Annotated in this window: 26 protein-coding genes; 21 read left to right on the top strand and 5 right to left on the bottom strand. The window is 56.5% G+C overall.

The window, feature by feature from the left end:
* Nucleotides 1-78 precede the first annotated feature (78 nt).
* The 3 genes from FEM03_RS00720 (at nt 79) to FEM03_RS00710 (ending at nt 1,951) form a co-directional block, all read left to right on the top strand.
* Nucleotides 79-1,161 (top strand): NHL domain-containing protein, encoded by a 1,083-nt coding sequence (locus FEM03_RS00720; RefSeq protein WP_138084255.1) that lies wholly within the window; start codon nt 79-81, stop codon nt 1,159-1,161.
* Between the two features lie 110 nt (nt 1,162-1,271).
* Nucleotides 1,272-1,523 carry a type II toxin-antitoxin system Phd/YefM family antitoxin gene (locus FEM03_RS00715; RefSeq protein ID WP_138084254.1) on the top strand — a complete coding sequence of 84 codons (252 nt, stop codon included), beginning with the start codon at nt 1,272-1,274 and terminating at the stop codon, nt 1,521-1,523.
* On the top strand, nt 1,517-1,951 hold the full coding sequence (locus FEM03_RS00710; RefSeq protein ID WP_138084253.1) for a PIN domain-containing protein: 435 nt from the start codon (nt 1,517-1,519) through the stop codon (nt 1,949-1,951). The genes FEM03_RS00715 and FEM03_RS00710 overlap by 7 nt, the downstream gene beginning before the upstream one ends.
* Before the next feature lie 27 nt (nt 1,952-1,978).
* On the opposite strand, the gene FEM03_RS00705 is transcribed toward FEM03_RS00710, so the two are convergent.
* Complete coding sequence (locus FEM03_RS00705) at nt 1,979-2,803, bottom strand: L,D-transpeptidase family protein (RefSeq protein WP_240772625.1); 825 nt, start codon at nt 2,801-2,803, stop codon at nt 1,979-1,981.
* Nucleotides 2,804-2,985: 182 nt separating this feature from the next.
* On the opposite strand from FEM03_RS00705, the gene FEM03_RS00700 reads away from it, so the two are divergent.
* On the top strand, nt 2,986-5,328 hold the full coding sequence (locus tag FEM03_RS00700) for a Tex family protein (RefSeq protein ID WP_138084252.1): 2,343 nt from the start codon (nt 2,986-2,988) through the stop codon (nt 5,326-5,328).
* A gap of 96 nt (nt 5,329-5,424) precedes the next feature.
* On the opposite strand, the gene FEM03_RS00695 is transcribed toward FEM03_RS00700, so the two are convergent.
* Entirely contained in the window at nt 5,425-6,162 is a 738-nt protein-coding gene (locus tag FEM03_RS00695; RefSeq protein ID WP_138084251.1) for an HAD family hydrolase, read from the bottom strand.
* A 281-nt stretch (nt 6,163-6,443) separates the two neighbouring features.
* Between FEM03_RS00695 and FEM03_RS00690 the strand changes: the two genes are divergently transcribed.
* The 3 genes from FEM03_RS00690 (at nt 6,444) to FEM03_RS00680 (ending at nt 9,563) form a co-directional block, all read left to right on the top strand.
* Nucleotides 6,444-7,508: a tetratricopeptide repeat protein gene (locus FEM03_RS00690; protein WP_206170782.1), complete on the top strand. Its 1,065-nt coding sequence runs from the start codon at nt 6,444-6,446 to the stop codon at nt 7,506-7,508.
* Between the two features lie 108 nt (nt 7,509-7,616).
* Nucleotides 7,617-8,753, top strand: coding sequence for a tetratricopeptide repeat protein (locus FEM03_RS00685; protein ID WP_138084249.1), 1,137 nt, complete (start codon nt 7,617-7,619; stop codon nt 8,751-8,753).
* A 51-nt stretch (nt 8,754-8,804) separates the two neighbouring features.
* Entirely contained in the window at nt 8,805-9,563 is a 759-nt protein-coding gene (locus tag FEM03_RS00680) for a Nif3-like dinuclear metal center hexameric protein (RefSeq protein WP_138084248.1), read from the top strand.
* Nucleotides 9,564-10,172: 609 nt separating this feature from the next.
* On the opposite strand, the gene FEM03_RS00675 is transcribed toward FEM03_RS00680, so the two are convergent.
* Nucleotides 10,173-11,801, bottom strand: a complete 1,629-nt coding sequence (locus tag FEM03_RS00675; protein WP_138084247.1) for a PDZ domain-containing protein — start codon at nt 11,799-11,801, stop codon at nt 10,173-10,175.
* A gap of 41 nt (nt 11,802-11,842) precedes the next feature.
* On the bottom strand, nt 11,843-13,351 hold the full coding sequence (locus FEM03_RS00670) for a S1C family serine protease (protein WP_138084246.1): 1,509 nt from the start codon (nt 13,349-13,351) through the stop codon (nt 11,843-11,845).
* A gap of 283 nt (nt 13,352-13,634) precedes the next feature.
* Between FEM03_RS00670 and FEM03_RS00665 the strand changes: the two genes are divergently transcribed.
* The 14 genes from FEM03_RS00665 to FEM03_RS00600 all read left to right on the top strand — a co-directional run bounded on the left by FEM03_RS00665 (nt 13,635) and on the right by FEM03_RS00600 (nt 23,136).
* Nucleotides 13,635-14,132 (top strand): hypothetical protein, encoded by a 498-nt coding sequence (locus FEM03_RS00665; RefSeq protein WP_138084245.1) that lies wholly within the window; start codon nt 13,635-13,637, stop codon nt 14,130-14,132.
* A 24-nt stretch (nt 14,133-14,156) separates the two neighbouring features.
* Complete coding sequence (locus tag FEM03_RS00660; RefSeq protein WP_138084244.1) at nt 14,157-15,017, top strand: hypothetical protein; 861 nt, start codon at nt 14,157-14,159, stop codon at nt 15,015-15,017.
* Between the two features lie 11 nt (nt 15,018-15,028).
* Nucleotides 15,029-15,667 carry an HD domain-containing protein gene (locus tag FEM03_RS00655; protein WP_138084243.1) on the top strand — a complete coding sequence of 213 codons (639 nt, stop codon included), beginning with the start codon at nt 15,029-15,031 and terminating at the stop codon, nt 15,665-15,667.
* Nucleotides 15,668-15,760: 93 nt separating this feature from the next.
* On the top strand, nt 15,761-16,303 hold the full coding sequence (locus tag FEM03_RS00650; RefSeq protein ID WP_138084242.1) for a GbsR/MarR family transcriptional regulator: 543 nt from the start codon (nt 15,761-15,763) through the stop codon (nt 16,301-16,303).
* A gap of 59 nt (nt 16,304-16,362) precedes the next feature.
* Nucleotides 16,363-17,142: a wax synthase family protein gene (locus tag FEM03_RS00645; protein ID WP_138084241.1), complete on the top strand. Its 780-nt coding sequence runs from the start codon at nt 16,363-16,365 to the stop codon at nt 17,140-17,142.
* Entirely contained in the window at nt 17,139-17,576 is a 438-nt protein-coding gene (locus tag FEM03_RS00640) for a G protein-coupled receptor family protein (protein WP_138084240.1), read from the top strand. Before FEM03_RS00645 ends, FEM03_RS00640 begins: the two co-directional genes overlap by 4 nt.
* Nucleotides 17,573-17,995, top strand: coding sequence for a hypothetical protein (locus FEM03_RS00635; RefSeq protein WP_138084239.1), 423 nt, complete (start codon nt 17,573-17,575; stop codon nt 17,993-17,995). Before FEM03_RS00640 ends, FEM03_RS00635 begins: the two co-directional genes overlap by 4 nt.
* Nucleotides 17,996-17,999: 4 nt before the next feature.
* Complete coding sequence (locus tag FEM03_RS00630) at nt 18,000-18,764, top strand: DUF2071 domain-containing protein (protein ID WP_138084238.1); 765 nt, start codon at nt 18,000-18,002, stop codon at nt 18,762-18,764.
* A 12-nt stretch (nt 18,765-18,776) separates the two neighbouring features.
* On the top strand, nt 18,777-19,220 hold the full coding sequence (locus tag FEM03_RS00625; protein ID WP_138084237.1) for a DoxX-like family protein: 444 nt from the start codon (nt 18,777-18,779) through the stop codon (nt 19,218-19,220).
* Between the two features lie 130 nt (nt 19,221-19,350).
* Nucleotides 19,351-19,848 carry a hypothetical protein gene (locus tag FEM03_RS00620; RefSeq protein ID WP_138084236.1) on the top strand — a complete coding sequence of 166 codons (498 nt, stop codon included), beginning with the start codon at nt 19,351-19,353 and terminating at the stop codon, nt 19,846-19,848.
* 50 nt (nt 19,849-19,898) lie between these two features.
* Entirely contained in the window at nt 19,899-20,603 is a 705-nt protein-coding gene (locus tag FEM03_RS00615) for a hypothetical protein (protein WP_138084235.1), read from the top strand.
* A gap of 199 nt (nt 20,604-20,802) precedes the next feature.
* A complete protein-coding gene (locus FEM03_RS00610; RefSeq protein WP_138084234.1) occupies nt 20,803-21,102 on the top strand; it encodes a type II toxin-antitoxin system Phd/YefM family antitoxin in 300 nt (99 codons plus the stop codon).
* Nucleotides 21,102-21,452, top strand: a complete 351-nt coding sequence (locus tag FEM03_RS00605; protein ID WP_138084233.1) for a type II toxin-antitoxin system RelE/ParE family toxin — start codon at nt 21,102-21,104, stop codon at nt 21,450-21,452. Before FEM03_RS00610 ends, FEM03_RS00605 begins: the two co-directional genes overlap by 1 nt.
* Nucleotides 21,453-21,783: 331 nt before the next feature.
* The gene (locus tag FEM03_RS00600; protein ID WP_138084232.1) at nt 21,784-23,136 is read left to right on the top strand and encodes a Gfo/Idh/MocA family protein; all 1,353 of its coding nucleotides are present in this window, start codon (nt 21,784-21,786) and stop codon (nt 23,134-23,136) included.
* 75 nt (nt 23,137-23,211) lie between these two features.
* On the opposite strand, the gene FEM03_RS00595 is transcribed toward FEM03_RS00600, so the two are convergent.
* Nucleotides 23,212-23,796, bottom strand: coding sequence for a class I SAM-dependent methyltransferase (locus FEM03_RS00595; RefSeq protein WP_138084231.1), 585 nt, complete (start codon nt 23,794-23,796; stop codon nt 23,212-23,214).
* Nucleotides 23,797-23,839 lie beyond the last annotated feature (43 nt).

Here is a 23,839-nt window from a genome sequence, read left to right as displayed (position 1 = left end):
AAAAATGGGGTGAACCGCAAAGAAATTCGCCAGTTCCTTCCTTGTCCGACCGTAACCTTTTCCCTCTTCCAATTCACCATGCGCCCTATTCTTTTGCTTCCCCTGATCCTCTCCATTGCCCTCCCTCTCAGCGCGGCAGAATGGACCATCGACAACGTGGCAGGCACCGGTAAAAAAGGATTTAGTGGTGATGGCGGTCCAGCCACGCAAGCCGATATTGACGATCCCTTTGGTGTCGTTCGCGGTCCCGATGGTGCCCTTTGGTTTTGTGAATACGGCGGTCAGCGGGTGCGCAAGATCAACCCTGATGGCACCATCCAAACCATCGTCGGCAATGGCAAAAAAGGCTACAGTGGCGATGGCGGTCCCGCTCTGGAGGCGTCACTCAACCTGCCCCACGAAATTCGCTTCGACAAAAATGGCGATCTTTACATCGTCGACATGACCAACCATTGCGTTCGCAAGGTCGACATGAAAACCGGCATCATCTCCACCATTGCCGGCACTGGAAAACCCGGTTACAGCGGCGATGGTGGCCCCGCCAAAGACGCCCAGTTTAAACAGCCCCACAGCATTCAGTTCGGCCCTGACGGCGACCTTTACATCTGCGACATCGGCAATCACGTCATTCGCAAGATCGACATGGAAACCGGCAACATTGAAACCTTTGCCGGCACCGGAGCGCCGGGACCCACGCCTGACGGATCACCCATCAAGGGCACGCCCCTCAAAGGCCCGCGCACCCTTGACTTCGACAAGGACGGCCATCTCTGGCTCGCCACCCGCGAAGGCAATCAGGTTTTTAAATTCGACCTTGCCGCCGGGAAGATTCATCACATCGCCGGCACCGGAAAAAGCGGCTTCACCGGAAACGGGGGTCCCGCAAAGGAGGCGACATTGAAAGGACCCAAAGGCATCGCCATCGACGCCGACGGCAACATCTGGCTTGCTGACACGGAAAGCCATACCGTGCGCATGGTGGACGCCAAAACCGGCAACCTTGAGCTCATTGTCGGCACCGGCGAAAAAGGCGATGGCCCTGTTGGCGACCCATTACAATGCAAAATGGCCCGACTTCACGGCATCTTTGTCGATACGGATGGAGCCATTTACATCGGCGACAGCGAAGCCCATCGCGTGCGAGTCCTGCGCAAAAAGTGAAAGTAGAAGGTTCGTCCCGAGCCTTTCATTCCACGCCAAGGGCCGGGACGGCCCTTCTAATTTCTCCCCGCTCTTGACGTATCCACGATGTGCTACGATCATGTAGCACAATGAAAACCGCCACCGTCCGCGACCTGAGAAATCGCTACACCAGCTTGTTGAGCTGGATTGGCGCTGGCGAAGAAATCATCATTACCCAGCGCGGTAAACCCATCGCCCGCCTCATCCCCGAGCCTCCGGCCAGCCCGGCGACCGTCGACTGGTCTCAGAGTCCGGAAGTATTGCGCGATCGCAGCGGGGAGACCATGTTGACCGCTCAAGAATCGGCAGCCATCCTCGCGGAAGCATCGGGCAAATGGTAATCGCATGTGACACCAGCTTTCTCTTTTCGCTGTATGGATCCGATCGACACAGCGAGCGTGCGGTGTCTTTCATATCCACCATTGCTGTGCCACTACGTCTGACCACTTTGACGCAGTTTGAATTTGGCAATGCGCTTCGATTTGCCGAATTCCGCAAGGTCCTCAAATCAGGAGAAGCTTTGCAGCATCGGACGCGATTTGAAGTCGCCATCTCACAAGGGCGCTTGATCGTCGAAAACTGCAATCTGGCTGACGTGGTGGAAGTGGCTGATCGTCTTTCTGCGATGCGCACGCTATTGGGCGGCCATCGCGGTTTTGACATCCTTCATGTGGCAGGAGCACTCAAGCTGAAAGCCACGCACTTCCTCACCTTCGACCACAATCAGAAAAAGCTCGCCGAGGCGGAAGGCCTCATCGTTCCTTTGTAACCGATGACCATCGGGATCCGGGGATGGTCACTTTTCCACCACATACCGACCGTCTTTCACCCCCATCACCGGCACTTCACGGTCGCGATCAAAAAGTTCGTAGCCCTCGCGCAGATTCTCCCAGAACTCCCGCGATGAATGCCCTCCCGCAGCCAGCATCCGTTGCTCCGTCATCCGAAATGGAAACACATGCACCGGCACCTCTTTTTGCCCGGCTTTCAACGCCTCCGAGACCAGCAGATAAATTTCCTCCACCATCGGATCAGTCATCGCAAAACATCCGAGGCTCACCTCATTGCCATGCACCATGATGTGGGTCCCGGTGCGGTCATGAAATCGGTCGTAGGCGTTGGGATATCCAATGTCAAAAGACAGGTGGAATGCACTGCGCGGATTCAGCGCGGATGCCCTCACCGCATAAAACCCCTCGGGAGCCTGACGGTCGCCTTCCTTCAGTTTAGGACCCAGTTCACCAGACATCGCGGCGATGCGATAGTTCCGAAATCGCGTCCAGTCGGAACTCACTTTCATCCACAACTCCATTTCGCGGGATTCCTTAAACACGCGCAGAAACACCGGCGTGCCCAAACTGGAACCTTCCGCCTCTAGCTCAGTGGCCAGAACCGGCTTCACGCGCTCGTGAACGTCCTTCAGCCGTTGCTCAGGCTCAAGGCTCTGCCAGGCGCCCGGTTCGGGTGGAAGCGGATGTTTCGGCAGGGAATCAAGCATTTCGGGTCGAAATTCAAACTCAGGCATCGGGATGCAGGTCAGGCAGGGCGGTGAGACTTCGCGACGGTAGCTCCACGCAAAAAGCGCGACCGCCAGAAAGCTCATCCAAAACAGGTTTTTCATGTCATTCAACGCCCACGTAAAGCCAAACCCTAGGGGAAAGTATCCGGCTACTGATTGGACAAGGCAATCTCCAAGCAGTTCGATTTGAAGCAACGCCCTGCTGAGCGATTTCAAGCTAAAAAACACCCCCCTGCGACTTTCGCTTGCCCCTTTTCCCCACATCGCCAACGGTCACCTCCCGCATGAAACCCGAACACCTCCAAACGCTCGCCCGCGAACTCAACATCAAGGTCGCCCAAGTCGCCGCCACTGCCGAACTGATCGCCGGAGGCGGCACCGTGCCCTTCATCGCCCGCTATCGAAAGGAGGCCACCGGAATGCTCGATGAAGTCGCCATCACCGGAATCCGCGACGGCATGCTGCGTCTCGCCCAGTTGGATGACCGCCGCGAAGCCATCCTCAAATCCCTCGACGAGCGCAAGCTGCTCACCGATCTCCTCAAGGCCAAAATCCTCGCGGCCGAGACCATCACCGCACTAGAAGACATCTTCGCCCCGTTCCGTCCGAAACGTCGCACCCGCGCCACCATTGCCAAAGAAAAAGGCCTGGAGCCATTGGCCGACTGGCTGGAAGCGAACCAGACCAACACCGCTGCCAATCCGCAAACGGAAGCCGTCAGCTACATCAAAACCGACGGCGAAGCCGAGCAACAGGTTGCTACCGCCGATGAAGCCCTCGCCGGTGCCCGCGACATCATTGCCGAGCGGGTCAGCGATCATGCCGATGCCCGCGCCGCCATCCGCAAGCTCATTGCCGAGCAAGGCACCGTTTCTTCCAAGGTCATGTTCGGCAAGGAAGAGGACCAGGAAGCCGCCAAGTTCCGTGACTATTTCGACTGGAGCGAACCCCTTAAAAACTGCCCGTCCCACCGCATGCTCGCCATGCGCCGCGGCGAGAAGGAAGGATTCATCATCATGCGCATCACCGCGCCGGAAGCCGACGCGCTCCGACTTCTCGAAAACCTGTTCGTCAAAGGCAACAGCGCCGCCAGCAAACAGATCGTCGAAGCCGTTCACGATGGCTACAAACGCCTGCTTCAGCCCAGCATGGAGACCGAAGCGCGTCTGGAAAACAAAAAGAAAGCCGACGCCGAAGCTGTCCGGGTGTTTGCCGACAACCTTCGCGAGCTCCTTCTCGCCGCGCCCCTCGGCCAGAAGCGCGTGATGGGCGTTGACCCCGGCTTCCGCACCGGTTGCAAAATCACCTGTCTCGACGCCCAGGGAAAACTGCTGCACAACGATGTCATTTATCTTCTCGGCGAAGGCAACAACCTGCTCAAAGCCAAGGCCCTCATCCTCGCCCTTGTCGACCGCTTCAAGATTGAAGCCGTCGCTATTGGCAACGGCACCGCGAGCCGCGAAACAGAGATGTTCTTCAATCGTATCGGACTGCCGAGCCACGTTTCGGTCGTCATGGTGAATGAGAGTGGTGCCTCCATTTACAGTGCCAGCGACGTGGCCCGAGAAGAATTTCCCGATCACGACATCACCGTGCGCGGTTCCGTCTCCATTGCGCGACGTCTCATGGACCCGCTTGCCGAACTGGTCAAAATCGATCCCAAGTCCATCGGAGTCGGTCAGTATCAGCATGATGTTGATCAAAATCTGCTCAAAGACAGTCTCGACGACACCGTGCAAAGCAGCGTGAACGCCGTGGGGGTTGAGGTCAATACCGCCAGCAAACAACTGCTCTCCTACGTTGCCGGACTCAACAGCACCCTTGCCGCCAACATCGTCAGTTATCGCAACGAAAACGGTCCGTTCAAATCACGCGCGGAACTCAAAAAAGTCCCAAGACTCGGCGACAAAGCGTTTGAACAAGCCGCCGGATTCCTGCGCATTCGCGGGGCGGAAAACCCCCTGGACTCCAGTGCCGTGCATCCAGAGCGTTATGATCTGGTGAAGATAATGGCGCGTGACCTCTCCAGCGACATCGCTGCCCTCCTCGGTAAAGAAGACGTTCGCAAGCGCATCGATCTCAAAAAATACGTCAGCGAAACCGTCGGTTTGCCGACCTTGCAGGACATTGTCAACGAGCTGGCCAAGCCGGGTCGTGACCCACGCAAGCAGTTTGAGATCTTCAAGTTCCAGGAAGGCGTCGAGAAGCCGGAAGATTTGCAGGTGGGCATGAAGCTCCCCGGCATTGTCACCAACGTCACCGCCTTCGGAGCGTTCGTGGACATCGGCGTGCATCAGGATGGATTGGTCCATGTCAGCCAGCTCGCCGATCACTTCATCAAAGACGCCAGCGAGGTGGTGAAAGTGCAGCAGCGCGTGCAGGTGACCGTGGTGGAGGTCGATCTCCAGCGCAAACGCATCGCCCTTTCGATGAAGGCTAATCCTGACTTTGAAAAACGCGGTCAACCTGGTGGTGCCCGACCTGCCCAGGCTGGTGGTGGCGGTGGCAACCGCTCATTCGGTGGCGGTGGTGGTGGCTCCCGCAACAATTCCAACAGCGGCGGCGGCGGTGGTGGAATGGGTGGAGGCGACTGGTTCTCCGCAGCCGTTACCAAGGGCAAAAAATAACCTCGCGCACTGTTAGAAAGTAGAAGGCTCGTCCCGAGCCTTGCCGAACTCAAACGACAAGGGACGGGACGTCCCTTCTACTTTTTCCCGCCCGCTTCAGCGGCCATAAATTCCCAACACCTGGCGGCCGGCGGCAAACATGTCGCCGAACTTTCCGCCATAGGGCCGCTCGGGCCGAAGCACCGGCCAGCCCCGTTCTTTGCCAATGGCTTCGAGCGAGGCAGACGGATGCACCAATACCGCATTCCCGGCAAACTCCAGCAGAGGGAGATCGGCGGAGCTGTCCGAGTAAGCCCACGAATCCGCCAGCTCCTCGGCGGTGGCGTTGGCGACCACGGGAATGTCGCGTTTCATCGCACTGATTTTGGCCTCGCGTTTGTTGTTGGTGCCGATGACCTGAGGCATGAAAGGAAGCACCGGGTGCGCTTCAATACGGGTGGCGATGCAGTGGTCGAATCCCAACACGCGTGCGATTTCGTGGGGATAAAAATCCGGGCTGGCCGAGTTCAGGATCAAGGTTCGGCCCGCAGCGCGATGCTCCTCAATGATCTTCAGCAACTCGGGATAGATCCAGCGTTTCACTTCGGTCTCCGCAAACTCCCTCGCCATCGCCTGCATGGTTTCGCGCTTCATCCCCCACAAGTAACCCATGAACGCGCGTTTCGCCGTCACCGTGGGCACTACCTTCACCGCGCGCAGCAACGCCACCGGAACGAAACCCAACAAGTAGACGGACCGCCAGCGTTCGCGACGTTGCACGAAGTTCGCAAACAGCGTTTGCGTATCGAACGGCAACAGGGTGTGGTCGAGGTCAAAAAACGCGAAGGAAGCCATGAAGTGTGAAAAGCCCTGCCGCCAAACGGGAGGATTGGCAATGCGGATTTTGCGGTTTTTGCAACATCTACCCCGCGAGATTGATGCAGGGTCGGTGGCAAAATTAAAACTTGCCTGTCGCGTGAACGAGGCGATGGCATCGCAAGATGCAACGCAACCGTCGCTATTTTGGATTCGGATTGCTGCTGGCGCTTGTTTGGACCAGCAGCCTCAGTGCCCAGTCCTTTCGTGAACAGGCGAAGCTTGCAGCCGAAATGGGTGATCACAAGCTGGCAGTGGAATTGTTTGAAAAAGCCGTGAGCTCGGCAAGTCAGGTGTTCAAGGATACGGATATTGAAATGACCGTCCGGCGGGCGGAGCTGGCCGAAGCCTATCGAATCGAATCCCGCTGGACGGAAGCGATTGTGCATTTCGACTACGCCTGGAAACGGTCGCGAGCAGACGCCATCGCCCTGAACCGCTGGGAGGAGCAGGAAGGCGATCTCAGCATGGGCTGCGCCGTCAAACTCTCCCAATGTTATCAGGCCATCGGCAATCACGACAAGGTCATCGAAGTGGCGAAAATGGCGCTGGATGACAACGCACTGCACCGGCGGCGGCTGCCGGAGAGGGCGCAGTATCTGGTTTTGCTCGCCGACTCCTACCTGTTTCAGAAACGTGAAAAAGAAGCATCCGACGCTGCTAAGGAAGCGAGCGAAATTGCCGAACTGACCCTCGTGGAAGATCCCCGTCAGTCCGCTTCGGTTTGCTTCGTGCTTGGGAAGGTTTATCTCGATCATCAACGCCAGGACGAGGCGCGCAAAATGCTGCATCGGGCGGTGGAACTCGCCACCCAACACATGCCACCTTCAGATAATGAGCGTGCGCAGATGCAACGTGAACTGGCTGTGGTGCAGATCAAAGATGGCAAACTCAAAGAGGCCGAGCAGTTGTTGGAACAAACGCTGGAGCAACTCTCCAAAAATGCCGTGCCCGACAAACAAACCCTGCTTGCCTGCCACCTATCGCTGGCTTCCATCGAGCTCAGAAAAGAAGATCCCAAGGACGCGTTTGTGCATACCGCAGAGGTTCGACGATTGTGTGAGCAGAATGGTTGGGAGGACCGTTATGAAAATGGCCGCAGCTATCTGCTCTCCGGTCTGACCCATGCCAAGCTGAAACAGCCGGTTCTGGCGCGGCACGATTTGGAATTTGCGCAGGACATTTTTGAACGATTACTGGGGACAGAGCACCCGGATGTGCTGATCATCAAGAAGGCGCTTTCAGACATGCTGAAAAAGCAGAACCAGCCACCCCAGCCAGCCGCATCCGGGGTCGATATTGAAAAAAAGACCACTAAAAAATGACTTTTTCCGCCTTGTTCCCCTGGGGATGAAATGCAAAAAAACTTGCCTGAGGCGCAAAATCAACGATCACATCGCCTAATGTTCCGAGCCTATTCATTACTTTCTCTAATGCTAGCGCTGATCTGGCCCAGTTCTACCAGCGCCCAGTCGTTTCGTGAACAGGCAAGGGAAGCCGCCTCCAGAGGCGACAACCAACAGGCGGTTGCGTTGTTCGAGAAGGCACTCACTTCGGCCATGTTGATCTTCAAGGAGGGCGACATTGAACTGACCATTCGGCGTGCGGAGCTCGGGGAGGCGTATCGTGCCGAAGGCCGATGGGATGATGCCATCGCCCAGCTCAAGTATGCATGGGAGCGTTCCAAATATGACGCGACTCTGACCAAGCGATGGAACGGGCATGAAGGCGACATGGCCATGAGCTGTGCGGAGAAACTCGCCCGCTGTTATCAGGGGGCCGGACAATACGAAAACACCATCAAAACGCTCCAGGTGGCTTTGGACGACAACGTCAAGCACGGTCGCCGACTGGAAGAGGGCACCCACTTTCTCGCCATGTTGACCGACATGTTTTTGTTGTTGAATCGGGAGGATGAAGCAACCGAGGCCGCCAAAGAGGTGATGGAGATCACTGAACTGACGGCAGAGGAAAATCCGGTGCACACCGCACGCGTTTGCTCTGTGATGGGCGGGATTTATCTGAATCACCAGAGGATTGATCAGGCGCGCATTCTTCTGCAACGGTCGGTGCGTCTCGCGGCCCAACATCTGCCGCCGGCGGACAAGGACCGGCTCAGGGTTCAGCAGCAACTGGCAAGCATCCTCATTCAGGATGGCAAGCTGGATGAGGCTGAATTACTGCTCAACGATACCATCACCCAGTCGAAGAACAGCGATTCCGCCGATATGAAAATACTGGTAGCGGCCCATCTGGCTCTCGGAAATGCCGCGCTGAAAAAAGGCAATCCTGAAGATGTGCTTCAACACACGGAGGACGCCCGGGTTCTTTGTGAGAAACATTTTTCCAAGGAGCATTCGGAATACGCCCGCTGTTTTCTGTTGTCGGGACTTGCCCGTGTGGACCTGCGGCAGCGCGATGCGGCACGCAAGGATCTGGAGATTGCCTACGGAGTGCTGGTGAAGGCTTTGGGACAGGATCATCCTGATTCCACCACGGTGAAACGGGCGTTGGACGAACTCAGTTCCAATACCGTCACTGCGGACCCGACCCTGAAGAAAACGCCGTAAGTTCGCCACGTTGCGCTTGTGGTCTGATTCGGCTGACGGCATGCTGGACGCATGCAACTCGCTGAGTTAACCGCCCACCTGGATGCCTATTTGAGCATCGCGACGCTGCCGGACTATCCGCCGGCACTAAACGGGCTTCAGTTGGAAAACACCTCGGGCAAAGTGACCAAAATCGGAGCGGCGGTGGATGCCCATCTCCCCGTCCTGCAGAAGGCGATTGCGAGTGGATGCGATTTTCTTCTGGTGCATCACGGCTTGTTCTGGAGCGGCCTGCAGCCGATCACGGGAGCAGTCTTCCAGAAATTTCGCGAGTCCATGGAAGCCAACCTCGCGATCTACAGCGCGCACCTGCCGTTGGACGGGCATCTTGAGCACGGCAACAGCATCCTGCTGGCTCAGGCCCTCAAACTTGAAGCTTCGTGGTCACCCTTCTTCCCGTATAAAAACTTCAATATCGGAGTGCGTGCCGAGGTCGAAATATCCCGCGACGAACTTCACAACCGGCTTGGCCATGCCCTTAACGGCCAGGTGCATCTGTGCGCGGGCGGACCCGAAGTAATTCGAAATGTCGGCGTGATCACTGGCGGTGCCGGCTCGGAAGTCGCAGCGGTGAAAGCCCTCGGGATTGATACACTCATCACCGGCGAAGGCCCTCACTGGAGTTACACCCTCGCCGAGGAGTTGGGGATCAACGTGTTTTACGGAGGCCACTATGCCACCGAGACCTTTGGAGTCAAAGCCCTGGCAGCCGACCTGGCCCAACGCTTTGGGTTGGAATGGGAGTTCATTGATCATCCCACCGGATTGTAAGCGCATGCCCTTTGCTTGATTTTGTGCACCCTGAAACAGAACGGGCGCATGAAAATGGTATTTCTATTCACTACAGGCCTATCTCAAGATCGTGGCAGAGGTTCGATGTCGCGTGAGTAACGCGGTGTGTTCAACCTGGCGTTGAGCACGGTCGCACCGAAAACGAAACTCTCGGGGCTGCGACTTCGGCGGAGTGTCGCAAAGACTTCATGCTGAAATGCGGTTATCGGCATAGCCGTGCGGCGAGCTGGAAGGCCTTGCGGTCCCCGTGGCGGCGAAGCCCCGCGATGATGATGGGCAGCGTCTCCGGAGTAACGTCAAAATCGGGCGCAAGCGACCAAAAACAGCGGGTGCGGTAGGTCGCAAGCGCTTCCCGAGCCACTGCGAGGACAGAGGAGTCGGGTGGTTCGCCAACGATAGCTGCAGTGGTTTTCACAGGTTGAAGTATCTCACACGAAGACACAAACACACGAAGATTTTTCAGGTGCCAGCGAACCGCACACGAAGGATGCGGGTAATTTTTCGCCTCCATCCGATAAGATGAGCGGCCCATTTTTTCCCGCCGCCGGTGATCCCGCTGTGAGCGGGCACCTCTGATGCTGAAACCGGCTACTGAATGCGCTTCAGCGAGCCAATGCGATAAACCCCGTCGATCAAGCGCAGGTTGTCGGACTCGGTGGCAAAGGCGTCGAGATAGATGATTTTGGGGAAATCATCAAACTCAACGGTGTGGATGCCGTCCTTGGGTTCTTTGAAGCATTCATTCAGATCGGCGAGGTCGTTCACCGGTTTGCCATTGACCCGATTGACGATCAATCCCCCGAGGCTTTCATAACCCTGGGTCGTGCGCGTTGGCAAGGTGGCGGTCAGAATGACAATCTTGCGCCTTCCGGCTTTCTCATATTCTTCCGTATGCTGGGCGGCGAAGACGAGACGCAACGGGGCGCTGGTTTCCCAGTTTTCACCGAAGCTCTTCAAGTAAGGCAAACTAAGTTCCTGAAACAACAAGCCGCCCTGGATGAGATAATTGGTGCCGGTATCAAAACGGAAGGGCGGCACAAGAAAATCTTTGGCTTCCTTGCGAATCAGTTTGCCGCTGAGAAGCTGCTCCTTGCCTTCGCGAAGAAGCTTTACCTTGAGTTCGTCTCCCACATAACTCGCGCCCCGCACGATGTGGCTCATGTTGAGCGTGCCATACTGCGGATGCTGATAGTCACCGCGGGAATCAATTTTGTGGCCGTTCATTTCAAGGATGATGTCCTCCTTCTTGATGCCGATGGCTTCAGCGGAACCGTCTTTGGTGACGTTGCTGACATACACTCCCTGCTGGTCGGGCTTCATGCCAATGTATTCGCGGAACTGGTCATCCAGCGTCTGCTGGAACTCCACTCCGAGGCTCGGGAAACCGCGATAGCCCTCGCCATCATCCATGTCTTTCAGGAAGTGCTGGATGATCGGACCAGGCAGCACGGTGGAGGTTTGATCCTTTGAGTCGTAGCGCAGCAGCAATCCAGTAAGCTTGCCATCTTTGGTCACTGGCAGGGTAAAGCTGTTCGCTTCGCTGCGAATGATGCCAAGGGCTTCATAAACGAGAAACAAGCTGGTATCTAATACATAGCGTGAGGTAAGCACCTTGTTGATCTGCAACGGGGTGACAATCAACTCGCCGACCCGGCCTAGCTGCCAGGTCTCCATCAGGTCGCCCACGCTGGCATTTGGCTCGATCTCCAACGGGGTGAGCTTTTCAAAGAAGGTCTTGGCATCACCCGCCGGTTCCAACAGGGCGAGGTTGGCTTCATAATCGAGACCTTTGACCTTGGCAGGAATGCGACGACCGGAGTCGGCAAGTTCCAGTTCAATATAAGTGGCGTCGGCCACCATCTGACCGGTGACCAGAATACGGTTGCCTTTGAGCAGGACTCCAAGTCCACGGCGGGCGCTGGGTGAGCTTTTTTGCCAGGGGATGCGGTCGCTCCATGGCTGGCTGGTGACGTTGACTTTTACCAATGACGTGTTCTTTCGCGTGGGTGCCGTGGGATCAAGCAAGGGCGGGGCATTGATGGGGGCAGACGCAGTGGTATCTGGGGCTTCATTACCGGGGGTCGAAGGTTTGGGTTCTCCGGGCGTCGCTGGCGGACTGTCTGCGGGCGGGGTGGTGGAAGGAGGGCTGTCGGCTGGCTGGGCAATGGAAACGCCAGCGGTAAGGAACAGCAGAAGGGCGATAAAAAATGGTTTCATGATCGAGTCAGAAAAAGGCAGGCAGGGCAACGTAGGAATTTTTATTCGCCGAGATAGCGGTCGGTCGAAATATTGTAGGTTTGCATGATGCGCGGATGGGCTTCTTCGGCCAGATCGCGACGCAGCACCAGGGGCCGGTTTTTCTCAAGAAGTTTGATGACCACAAACTTCTCGTCGCCTTTTTTGAGGGCTTCACTAACGTCCTTGAGGGCTTTGATTTTCACACCATTGATCTCGTCGACAATGCTGTGCTGATACCCCTGAAGATAACTGTTCACTTCATCGGGAAGGATGGCGGTGAGAATGACGACTTCAGGTCTCTCCTTGTAGATTTCCTTGGTGAGGTAATTGTCGAAGGTGTAGTTGACCAGGGGATCACGGATGCCATGGGACTCCATGAGGTTGCGGGTCATGGGCTGCATCAACAGACCGGCATACAACAGGTATTCGGGACGACGGTCGTATTGTTCGCCCAGGGTCAGGTAGGGAAGGAAACGTTTGAGGGTAATCTCGATCTTCGCCATCTTCCCTTTGCGGAGGATTTCCACATTGATCTTGTCGCCGGCGAACTTGCGTTCGACGATCTCGTTCATGTCCATCATTTCGCCATCGACACGGATCAAGCCGTTGTTGAACACCGGGTTGTTGTCGATGCTGAGAATGACATCGCCCGGTTCGAGGAAGCCACCAGCAGAGCCGGCGCTTTCCACGCTGCTGACCATCACGCCGATGCCGTTGTCTTCAAGTCCAAGAGCCTTGATCTGGGCGGGGTTTTCGATGGCAAAGGTTCCAATGGCAAGGTCCATGTAGTGGTCGTATTCACCGTCTTCGACATCCTTGAGGAAACGATTGAGAACGGGAACGGGAATCATGTAACCTACATTTTGGGCGACTGAGCCGCTGTAGCCCTGAAAAGCCACGCCGACGACCTTGCCATTTTGCAACACCGGGCCGCCGCTGTTGCCGGGGTTGATGGCGGCGTCCACCTGAATGGCAAGATGCTGGTCGATGCCGCTGTGCGAATAACTTTGGAAGTCGATGCGTGACACCACCCCCCGGGTGACGCTGACGCGTTCGCCGCCAATCGGATAACCCACGGCGATCACTTCGGAGTTCAATTTGGGAATGCCGTCAATTTCCAGCGGTTTGACGTTCTCGAAGCGTTTGGGGTCGACCAGTTCCAGCATGGCCAGGTCGCAGTCGTGGGCGACATGCACCAGCCGGGCCTCAAGAGGCTCGGGATCGTTCATGGTGCGGATGACGATCTTGGTGGCATTGCTGACTACGTGGGCATTGGTGATGAATTTGTTTTTGCCGACCAGCCAGCCGGTGCCGTTGCCTGAGGTTGGACGGCCGGAGTTCCATGGCACGCGGAAGTCAGGGATGAGGAACGAGGCCTCAATGCGCACAATGCCTTCCCAGGGTTCGGGCACGACGGAGTCGGCGGAGATGGGAGTTTTTGGTTCCTGGGCTTGAGCTTGAGCTTGAAGCAACAGACCGGTGGAAGCCAGCACGAGGAAGGCGGTTCGGATGACGCGGGGCAGGATCATGACAAAGCAATTAACAAAAAAGACAGCAGGCACTATGAGACACCATACTGACAAGAGTTCTCAAATCTTTTTTTACCGAGCCCGGCTCGCTGGGAGCAGGACATCGTTTCGGAAGGGGCATCTTTCGATTACGCGTTGGATCAATGAAGACTGCCAAAATTGTCACGAGAGGGCATTCTTTTTCCTGTTCAAGCGTCGAGTGGAGCTCGGAGCAGAGGATTTTCCCGGTTTTGGTTGAACTTTTTGCAGCAATTTTTTAGGATGCGGGTGTCTATTGATCTGCATGACTGATTTTTTCCGAGCGTTCTTCATTCTCGCCTTTGGCCTGCTGGCTTTGGTGTCTTGTCAGTCAACCATTCCCGACACGGCGGATCTGGATCGATATGAGAAACAGGCGACCGACCTTGCCGAGCGGCAGATTGCGTTGTTGGACGCCCAACTGGCGCGTGGGGAGATTAGTCAGGCGCAGCGCGACAGGGGTGCGGACAGCCTTCGTGCGGGCATTCGCAAAAAGGCGCACGATCTGGCTTGGACCCACCACGAGCTTTCCGAGAGTGAAAAACGTGCCTGGGGAGAGCCGACTGGCGATGCCCCGGTCGCGCCTCAAGCTCCGCAACTGGGTGGCGTGGCGAACAGTTTTTATCAGCCGAAGGGTGAGGTCGGGTCAGGCTTCGGATCGTTCCAGAACCCGACCACGGGAGCGCGCAACGAGCGGGGTTATACGCCGAGCAGTGCTGATGTGCTTCGTGATGTCGCGGTGCCCACGGACTATCGCTATTGATGTTGGCCGGTGGCGCATGGATTTATGAAGTCGGTTCTCCCCATCCTCATCGCCACCTGTGCGGCTGGTTTAACTTCGTGCGGGATGCTGACGAAGAATCGCGACGTCACGGCTGGACCTTCTGTCGATGAGAATTCTCCACGTGGTTGGGCCTTGGTTTATCCTGAACTGATGAACCCGGGCGGCGGCCAGGTGGACGCCTCGGGGACCATGATGGCAGCGGATGGTGGCACTCCTTCGACAGCGGCACCGGGGTTGTTTGATTTTTCCAGCGTGCTCCCGCAAAGCAGCGCCGCGATGGGCGGGCTTGCCTGGCATCCCAGCGCCACGGTGGCGATTGAAGAGTCGCGCCAAAAGGGCCGGGCCTTGCTGACTTTGGTCACGCATCAGAGCAGCATCCCCGCCAAGCAGATGGAAAACACCTTGCTGCGTGCCCCGGATTTTCGGCGTGTTGCGGAACAACAATTGACACTGCTGCGGGTGGATTTCTCCAATACCGAGGCGCGGCGCAGCGACTACTATCAATCGCTGAAGAAGCGTCTCAAGGCAAGCGGCTATCCCACTCTGGTGCTTACTCTGCCGGACGGAACGGAAGTATTGAATCTGGCCGGTTACAAACCGGAATACCATGACAGTTACTTGAAGCGCATCCTCCATGCGGCTGAAAAAGATGTTCCCAAAGCGATTGAGACCCGGCGGGAGCGGATGGAAGGCCAGGGTTACCGGAACTGGCACAGCAAGGATGGTCGCGATGTCTTCGCCCGTCTGACCAAGTTGGACGCCAATCAAGCGACGTTTACCGGCGAATGGGGCAATGAATTCAGTTCATTCACCAACCGACTCAGTCAGGAAGATCAGGACTGGATCAACCAGCGAAGACAGTAGTGAAGCGGTCCATGAATGACGCGTTTCACCAGCTTTGGACGCATTGTCAGCTTGATGGTAATTCCGATGCCGTTTTTGATCAGTTGTATCGCGCCTACTCGGAAACGCACCGGCATTATCACAACCTTCAACACCTGTCCGAATGCCTGTCGGAACTCGAAGCAGTAAGACCCGCGCTTCCGCAGCACGAAATCCACGCGGTCGAAATGGCCCTGTGGTTTCATGATGCCGTCTACGACACCCACGCCGCAGACAACGAAGCACGCAGCGCGGAATTTGCTGTGCAAACGCTCTCTGCTGCCAACGCCTCCCGTTCCTTCATCGATCAGGTAAGCGCCTTGATCCTGGCCACCAAAACCCATCCGTCTTCCAACAATCCTGCCATCGCCATCATGCTGGACATCGACCTCAGCATCCTTGGCAAACCCTCCGAACGCTACTGGCAATACGAAGCTCAAATTCGCGCTGAATACCACTGGGTTCCACCCGCCCTCTTTTCCGCCAAACGCATCGAAGTCCTCGATCAATTTCTCGCACGCGATTTCGTCTACCTGACTCCCATCTTTCGCGAACGTTGCGAAACCCAGGCGCGGCGCAATCTCAGTGCAGCGATTCAAAATCTGCGCAAGGAACTTTCGACTCCAGACTGAGAGCTTTGGTGGAATGCCGAACTATTTGCAGTCTCCCCACTTGACAGTGCCGCATCCTTCCGTTATTTCTGTCTTAACCGAAATTTAAGACGCATGACCGAGCTGCCACCCATCACCCAAAAATTCGTTCTCCATTGGGGTGAGATGGGCATGCGCTGGGGCATCAACCGCACGCTCGCGCAAATCCATGCGCTACTGTTTCTCTCAGAACGGCCGCTCAACGCCGAAGAAATCTGCACCGCCCTCCAACTTGCCCGCTCGAATGTCAGCGTGGCGCTGCGCGAACTTCAAGGCTGGGGCATCGTCAAACTGGTCCACCTTCCAGGTGACCGACGTGATCACTTCGAAAGCATGAAGGACGTTTTCGAAATGTTCCGCGTCATCATGAATGAACGTCGGCGTCGCGAAATCGACCCCACCCTAGCCCTGATCAACGACTGCCTCACGGATGATGGCAAACCTCAAACTCACCCCCAACCCGACGAAGCCCATGTGCGCGCCCAGCTGGAATCCATGAAAGAGTTTTTTGAAATCACGCTCAACTTCGCCGGCCAGCTTGACCGCATGAGCACCAAAACCCTCGTCCGCGCCGCCAAAATGGGAGACAAAGCCATGAAACTTCTCGAACGCCTCTGACCCTCCCCTTTTTTTTAAAAACGATTTCGGTAATTACCGAAACATCCGTCACAACCAACATGAACGCCCTCCACACAACTCTCCCCGCCTGGGTCAGCATGTGGATCGTCGCCGGACTGCTGTTCGCGGTGGGCAAAACCATCAGTGCCTGGTGGCTTTGGAAAATCACTCATCGACCCCTCCAGGTGGCCGCCTTTGCGTTTGGATGGGTCGGCATGAACCCGCAGGAATGGAATGCCCCCGCCCAACGTCGCCCCCTTGTTCGGCAAACCGGTGCCGGAGTTATCGCCCTCCTTCTCGGTGTGTTGTTGTTGTGGGGCATCGCCCGATTGCTGCCACATCCGCTTGCCGCCGGATGGTGTGGCATGGTGGGATTGGTTCTAATCCTGCACTTCGGACTCTTCAGACTCCTCGCCGACTTTTGGCAAACCCAAGGTCACGCCGTGCAACCGTTGATGAACCGGCCCGCTGCGGCCATGACGCTCGCGGAGTTCTGGGGCAAACGCTGGAATCGGGCCTTTCGTGACCTCGCCCACCCATTGGTGTTGCTGCCGGTCCATCGTCGATTCGGTGCCGTCCCTGCCCTGCTCGCCTGTTTTGCCGTGTCAGGGATCGTCCATGAGCTGGTCATCAGCATCCCCGCCGGTGCGGGATACGGACTCCCCTTCGGCTACTTCATGCTGCAAGCCGTCGGGCAGCTCATTGAGCGTCGATTCCGCCTCCGCAGCTGGTTCTTCACCCACGCCTTTACCCTTCTGCCGGTCGGACTGCTGTTTCATCCGCCTTTTGTCAGCCGCGTGATGCTGCCCTTTTTCAAAACCATCGGAGCCCTGCCATGAATACTGCCACCGCCCTCATCAATCCATGCACCCTCAACCTCGCACTGCTGTTCGCCGGACTGGCCAACTTCGGCATCCTTTTCGCCAGTGCACTTACTCCGAAAGTGCTCGACTGGAAAAATGAACTGCAAAAACTACCGCCCCTGCTGCACCGCCTGTTCTGGGTCTACGGCATCTTCATCGTGCTGACCATCATTGGTATCGGCACCCTCACCCTGACCTTTCGTGAACCCATGGCCGGCGGCAACGCCCCAGCCCGTGGCATCGCCGCCTTCGCCGCTGTGTTCTGGGGCGCGCGACTGCTGGTGCAATGCTTCGTTTTCGATGCCCGACCCTACCTCACCAACTCCTGGCTGAAGCTTGGATACCATGCCCTCACCGTCACCTTCATCCTCCTCACCGTCATCTACACCTTCACCGCCTTCCAACCATGAAACTCATCTTCGAAAATCTGGATCTTCTTCTCCGTTTTGTCGCCCTCCTTCAGCTCGCCCTGGCGGTGCTGAACCTGTTCATCGCACGCATCCTTAACTGGAAACCCGAGGTCGACGCCATGAGCCCGCTGGTCCGAGATGTCTTCATCATTCACGGCTGGTTCATCACCATCACCGTTGCCATGTTCGGCATTCTCACTTGGCGTTTTGCACCCGAAATGGCTCATGCCCCCACCGAATTGAGCCGCTGGTTGTGCGCCGCCATCGGCATATTCTGGGGCATCCGCTGCGTCCTGCAATGGCTTCACTACAGCCCCGCCCACTGGCAGGGCAAACCAGGACGCACCTTCATTCACTGGCTGTTGTTCGTCGGTTATTTCGCCTGGACCACCGTGTATTTCTTCGCCGTTCTCGCCTAATCCGATGAAACTTCTCGATCATCCCACGCCCAGCGAAACCGGCCTGCAACGCATGAAACACCTGCGTGGCGAGCCGCTGTTCCTCGCGGGTTGGGAGCGTATCCTGATGCTTCATTTCGCGGTGGATGTCGAGGCTTTGCAAACCCACGTCCCCTTCAAGCTGGACACTTATGATGGTCTCGCCTACGTCAGTTTGGTCGCTTTCACCCTGCGAGAGATGCACTTCCGCCACGGTGGAATCGTTGGACGCTGGCTGCTTCGCCCCATTGCCACCCATGAATTCCTCAACGTCCGAACCTATGTCAAACATCGCGGCGAGCCGGGCATCTATTTTCTTAGCGAATGGCTCCCCAACGCTCTGAGCGTCGCTTTAGGCAAACCCCTCTTCGGCCTGCCCTACCGGCTCGGCAAACTTCGCTATCAACATCCCCAACGAACTGGCAATCTTAATGGAACGGTCAGCACCCCGGACGGAAAAGCGACCCTCGATTATCTCGGCCACGTCGATGGGGGATTCGAGGCTTCGACGCCCGGTTCACTTCACGAATTTCTTCTCGAACGCTACACCGCCTTCACGCATTCCTTTGGCATCGACCGCCTCTTTCGCGTCTGGCATCCTCCGTGGCAACACGCTCCTGCTGCGATTTGCCTCCGTGAAAATACCTTGATGGACCTCGAAGGACATTGGACCCAACACGCCGGGTTTGTCGGAGCCACCTACTCACCCGGATTCGACGAAGTCTGGATGAGCCGTCCCCGCCTCGCTTAAATCCATACAGCCATGAACCAACACCCAGACACTGCCACCATTTCCATGCCACAGGACGATTGGACAAAGCTCCGACGCATCAAAAACGCCGCCCGCATCTCCATTGGCTTCGTTTGGATTTGGGAGGGGCTCGTTCCCAAGATCTTGTTTCCCTCAACGTTGCAGATCCAAATGGTCGAACGCAGCGGTTGGTGGTGGCACACTCCCGAAGCCACCCTCCATTGGCTCGGCATCGCCATGATTCTCGCCGGACTCGCCATCATCAGCGGCATCCTTGAGCGACTCGCCGTGGCCGTCGCCACCCTCGCCGTGCTTGTCCTGATGGTGCTCGTCATCGGCAACCATCCCGAAGCCCTGCATGATCCTTTTGGTGGACTTGCCAAAGATGCATGTTTGTTTGTATGCGCCGCCTTGGTATGGTGGTGGCCACGTCGACCTCACGTCCTTGTGGGTTGACGATCTGCCTTCCTCATGGTTGGTGAAGTCGATCCCAACAGCGAAAAATGACCTTGGAACCAACGCATCCCGCGTGATTCCCACCATCATCGGCGTAATAACTGCAAGCACAAAACCGAAAGACCCACGCATGAAACCGATTGTTCTCCTCCTCGCCGCCTGCGCGCTCAGCCTGCCTCTGGCCTCCCATGCCCAGGTTGACAAAATTGATTCCGACAAAGCCAAGGATGCCCTGCAAAAACTTTTGGGCGAAGTCAAAGACGCCGCCGACAAGGCCACCAAAAAATCCAGTGACAAGGAAAGCGAAGATGCCTTCTGGGAACGCTCCAAGGATCACCTCACCATGGACCGCGTTCAATACTCCAAAAAAGCCACCCGCGGACTCGCCGTCATGGATGCCGAAATTCAGGGCCTTGCCGACACCGACGCTCCCGTTTCCGTGCGCGACTACTTCAAGCTGCGCGTCGAATCTTTAAAGCTCAACCTCGCCTACTGCCGCGAAGAGTTCGCCAAACTGGAAGCCCTCGCCACCGAGGAAGAATTCCGCTCCCGCCAGCGTTTCTTTGACCGCAACCTCGCCTACCTCAGCGACCACCTTGTCGCCACCATGAAGGAAGCCGGTCACTAGACGGATCGCTTCCACAAACATCCAGCAGTCAGTCATCCACCATTCCCATCATGAAATACGTCGAATCAATCACGGACTTTTTCCAGCAGCCCAACTACGTCAAGAATCTGCTCTTTGGCGGTCTGTGCATGCTCATCCCCATTGTCGGACCCATGGTGCTTCTTGGCTGGCTTTCCCTCGGCTTCTGGGCCCGGCAGGATCAGGATCCCAAAACCTTCCCTGACTTCGACTTCGGCAAATTCGGCATCTACCTTCAGCGCGGACTCTGGCCCTTCCTGGTTCTCTTCGCCGCCATGGTCGGCATGTGGCTGGTTATCTTAATTGTCCTCGGCATCCCCGGTTTCATCCTCGGGATGATCGCTGGCGACAATGGATTCCTCTCCGCCATCGTCGGTTTCATCATGTTCCTGTTGTCGACGGCCGTCTGGCTCGCCGCCATTCTCATCCTCAAGCCGTTGAAAATCCGCGCCGTGTTTGCCCAGGACTTCGTTCCCTCATTCGACTTCGTTTTCATCAAACGTTTCCTCACCCTCATGTGGATGGAATCTCTCATTTGCACCGTCCTCGTCGGCGTCGCCGGCATGGTCCTCCTGCCCATCGGGGCCATCGCCTTCTGCGTCGGGATGTATGTTGTGATGGCCCTGATCGCCTTTGCGGTCGAACACCTCGACCGCCAACTCTATCAAATCTATCTCGCCCGCGGTGGAGAACCTCTTCCCATGAGCCCCCTGCTCAGCGATTCGGCTCCTGTGTAGAGATAAATTGATTCCCCACCACTCGATTGAACTGGGACTTCAATGTGCTCTCAATTAAACATCGAGGGCGCAACGGTTGCTTTCCGAGCCGTGACCCGCAACGAACGCTGAGACTCGCTAGGTGGATGAGTTGTTGACTTGCATCTATCGGGTTGTTACACTGTTAATTAACAGTCAATTAACTGCGTGAGGAGAGAACATGATTCACATCCAAAACATCCACTCACTGACTGATTTCCAGCGTAACACGTCACGTCATATCAGCAGCATGCGCGAAAGTGGTCTGCCGCAAGTCCTGACGGTGCAAGGCAAAGCCGAATTGGTCGTTCAGAGTGCAGAAGCCTACCAGGAGATTCTCGACCGATTGGCGCTGCTTGAATCGGCCAGAAGCATCAATCGTGGATTACAATCGGTGCGCGAAGGAAAATCCCGCAAATTTTCTTCCTTCGTGAAAGAGTTGGAGGAGGAGCTTGCTCAAGACATTAAAGCCAAGGACTGATGCCGAGCCGTCCAATTGTCGGCATATCCCCAGAAGCCGAGCAAGATATTCGGGAAGCATGCCGGTGGATTGCCAGAGACAACCCGAAAGCCGCGCTTCAATTGCTCCATTCGATCTCACTCGTGATCGAAAAAATTCCTGATTTTCCAGGCCGACATTCTCTGTCACCCGAGACGAAACTTGGTTTCACTGACGAGACCGTCTATCAGGTGCTTCACGGCAAAAGCCGGACAAAATACCGCGTCTTATTCACATCGGAAAAGAACCGCATCACCATCATTCGCGTGCTGCACGGTGCGAGGAAGTTTTTTGGGCAAGAATTTCCTGAAGATGACTCCGACGAAACTTGATCGATACGGCATGCTTTGAAAAATTACATCCTAAACTCGGTCAATCAAGACAGGCCGCCAATGGATGGAGATTCATTGTCTCCAGAGGATCAACGGAATCAGATCGCCCGTATTGAGGTGGTGTGTTGAGATACTCGCGCATGTGCTGGTGGAGGGAGCTTTGTGTTTCCCAGCGCAATCCGCGCGAGCGTCAACGTTAGGCCCGTGTGGTGCGAAGCAGAGACCGCCAACCGACAGGCTGGTAGTTCATCCTTTCTATTTCTCGCCAGAAATGCAAGAATCCCCCACCTGACCCGTAAGGGAAAGATTGCGTTTCCATTCCAATCCATCCATGCAAAACACCATACCCACCCGCCGTCGCTTTCTTCAAAGCACCGCCGCCGCGCTCAGCGCACCTCTGATTCTTCCCGGCCGTGTGTGGTCGCAGGAGTCCGCCCCCAGCAAACGCATCACGCTCGGCTTCATCGGCATGGGCAAGATGAACGGCGGTCACCTCAAAAACTTTGTCAATCGCGACGACTGCCAGGTCCTCGCCGTTTGCGATGTCGACACCACCCGTCGCGAAAACGCTAAATCGATTGTCGAGAAAACCTACGCCGACAAAAAGAACGCCGAATACAAAGGCTGCGCGGCTTACAACGACTTCCGCGAACTGCTCGACCGCAAGGACATCGACGCGGTGGTCATCGCCACTCCCGACCACTGGCACGCGTTCATCGCCATCGCCGCCGTCAATGCTGGCAAGGACGTTTATTGCGAAAAACCGCTCACCTACAACATCCACGAGGCCGTCACCCTTACCGAAGCCGTTCGCAAGACCGACCGCGTTTTTCAAACCGGCTCCCAACAGCGCTCTTCCAAAGAATTCCGCGTCGCTGCCGAACTGGTGCGCAATGGCATCATTGGCGAACTCAAAACCATCACCACCTCCTTCGGTGACCCGGCTCCTCCCTACAACAAACCGGCGGAAGAAATGGAACCCGGCCTTGATTGGGATCGCTGGTGCGGTCCTGGTCCGCTGGTGAACTACAACACCTTCCTCTGCCCACGTGGCGTTCACGACAACTTCCCCAACTGGCGCATGACCCGCGAATTCGGCGGCGGCATGATCACCGACTGGGGCGCTCACCACATCGACATCGCCCAATGGGGTCTTGGCGTCGACGGCGGCGGACCAGTTGAAGTCCGTGCACCCGAGAAATGGGAAACCGCCAAACGCGGAGCCCAGCTGGTGTATGCCAACGGTGTGGTGCTTACCCATGCGGAGGGCAAAGGCTGCTCCTTCTTCGGTTCCGAAGGTGAAGTGCACGTTAACCGCGGCAAGTTCGAACTCATCCGTGGTGGCAAAACCATCCACAAGTTCTGGGACAAGGAAGTCGACAAAGGCACCTCACTGGACCGCGAAGTGATTCTCACTGAACGCGAACTGCTTGCCGATGCGAAGGTCAAACTTTACAACAGCAAAGGGCATCATCAGGACTGGATCGACTCCATCCACAGCCGCCAACGTCCGATTTGCGATGTCGCGATTGGTGCCAGCAGCGTGATTGCCTGCCATCTCATGAACTTCGCCTACTACTACGGTGCCAACATGAAGTGGAATCCAGAAACCCACACGATCGTCAGCGGCGGCGATGCCAAATGGCTCACCCGCGAAAGCTATCGCGGCGAGTGGAAGGTGTAACTAAACTCACTCGTTAAACCCTTCAGCGTCCTGTTGCCCTTGTGCAGCAGGACGCTTTTTCGTTCTTGGGCCAGCTCAGCGGCGGCGAAATACGGCAATGTGTTTGTCGATCGACTTGCCAGGAGTCAGCAGCTGGCGCGAAACCTGGTTGCTGTGGGTGGTGATCAGTTCCGCCCCAAGTTTGTCGAGGGCTTCGAGTGCCAGTTGATGTTCCTTGTCGAAATAGCTGGTGATGACGAGGAGGCCGTTTTCATCCATGCGGGCGAGGCCCTGTTCAAAGATGCGTTTCCATAGTTCGGGTCCGTGCCAGTAATTCTGGTGTCGGAGGAGCACCATGTTGAAGTCCTCGCCCAGCTGTTTGTGGTGCTGGAGTTTGGTGGCGTCTTCGAGCAGGAACTCGGCAGGCAGGTGCGAATGCTGGGCGCGCGCTTGAAGAATCTCGCGAATGCGGATGTCGGCTCCGATCAGTTGCACCGCGCCTTCGGTTTGCGACTTGGCGAAGTTCACCAGCGTTTCCGCTTCATCACACTGGCCACAAGCAAGGTTGAGGATGCGCAGGTCGTTTTTGGTGGCGCTGCGAAGATGCGGGGCAACGGTGTTTTGCAGCAGTCCGCTCAACACCTGCATGTCTTGCGCGATGGGGTTGTTGGGGAGGGCCATAAAAGAGTTCGTTCAACCACAGATTAACACGGATGGACACAGA

The organism is Phragmitibacter flavus, from assembly GCF_005780165.1.
GTDB classification, from domain to species: domain Bacteria; phylum Verrucomicrobiota; class Verrucomicrobiia; order Verrucomicrobiales; family Verrucomicrobiaceae; genus Phragmitibacter; species Phragmitibacter flavus.
Note: the sequence above shows the minus strand (reverse complement) of the source record. Positions and strands in the feature narration are given on the sequence as shown.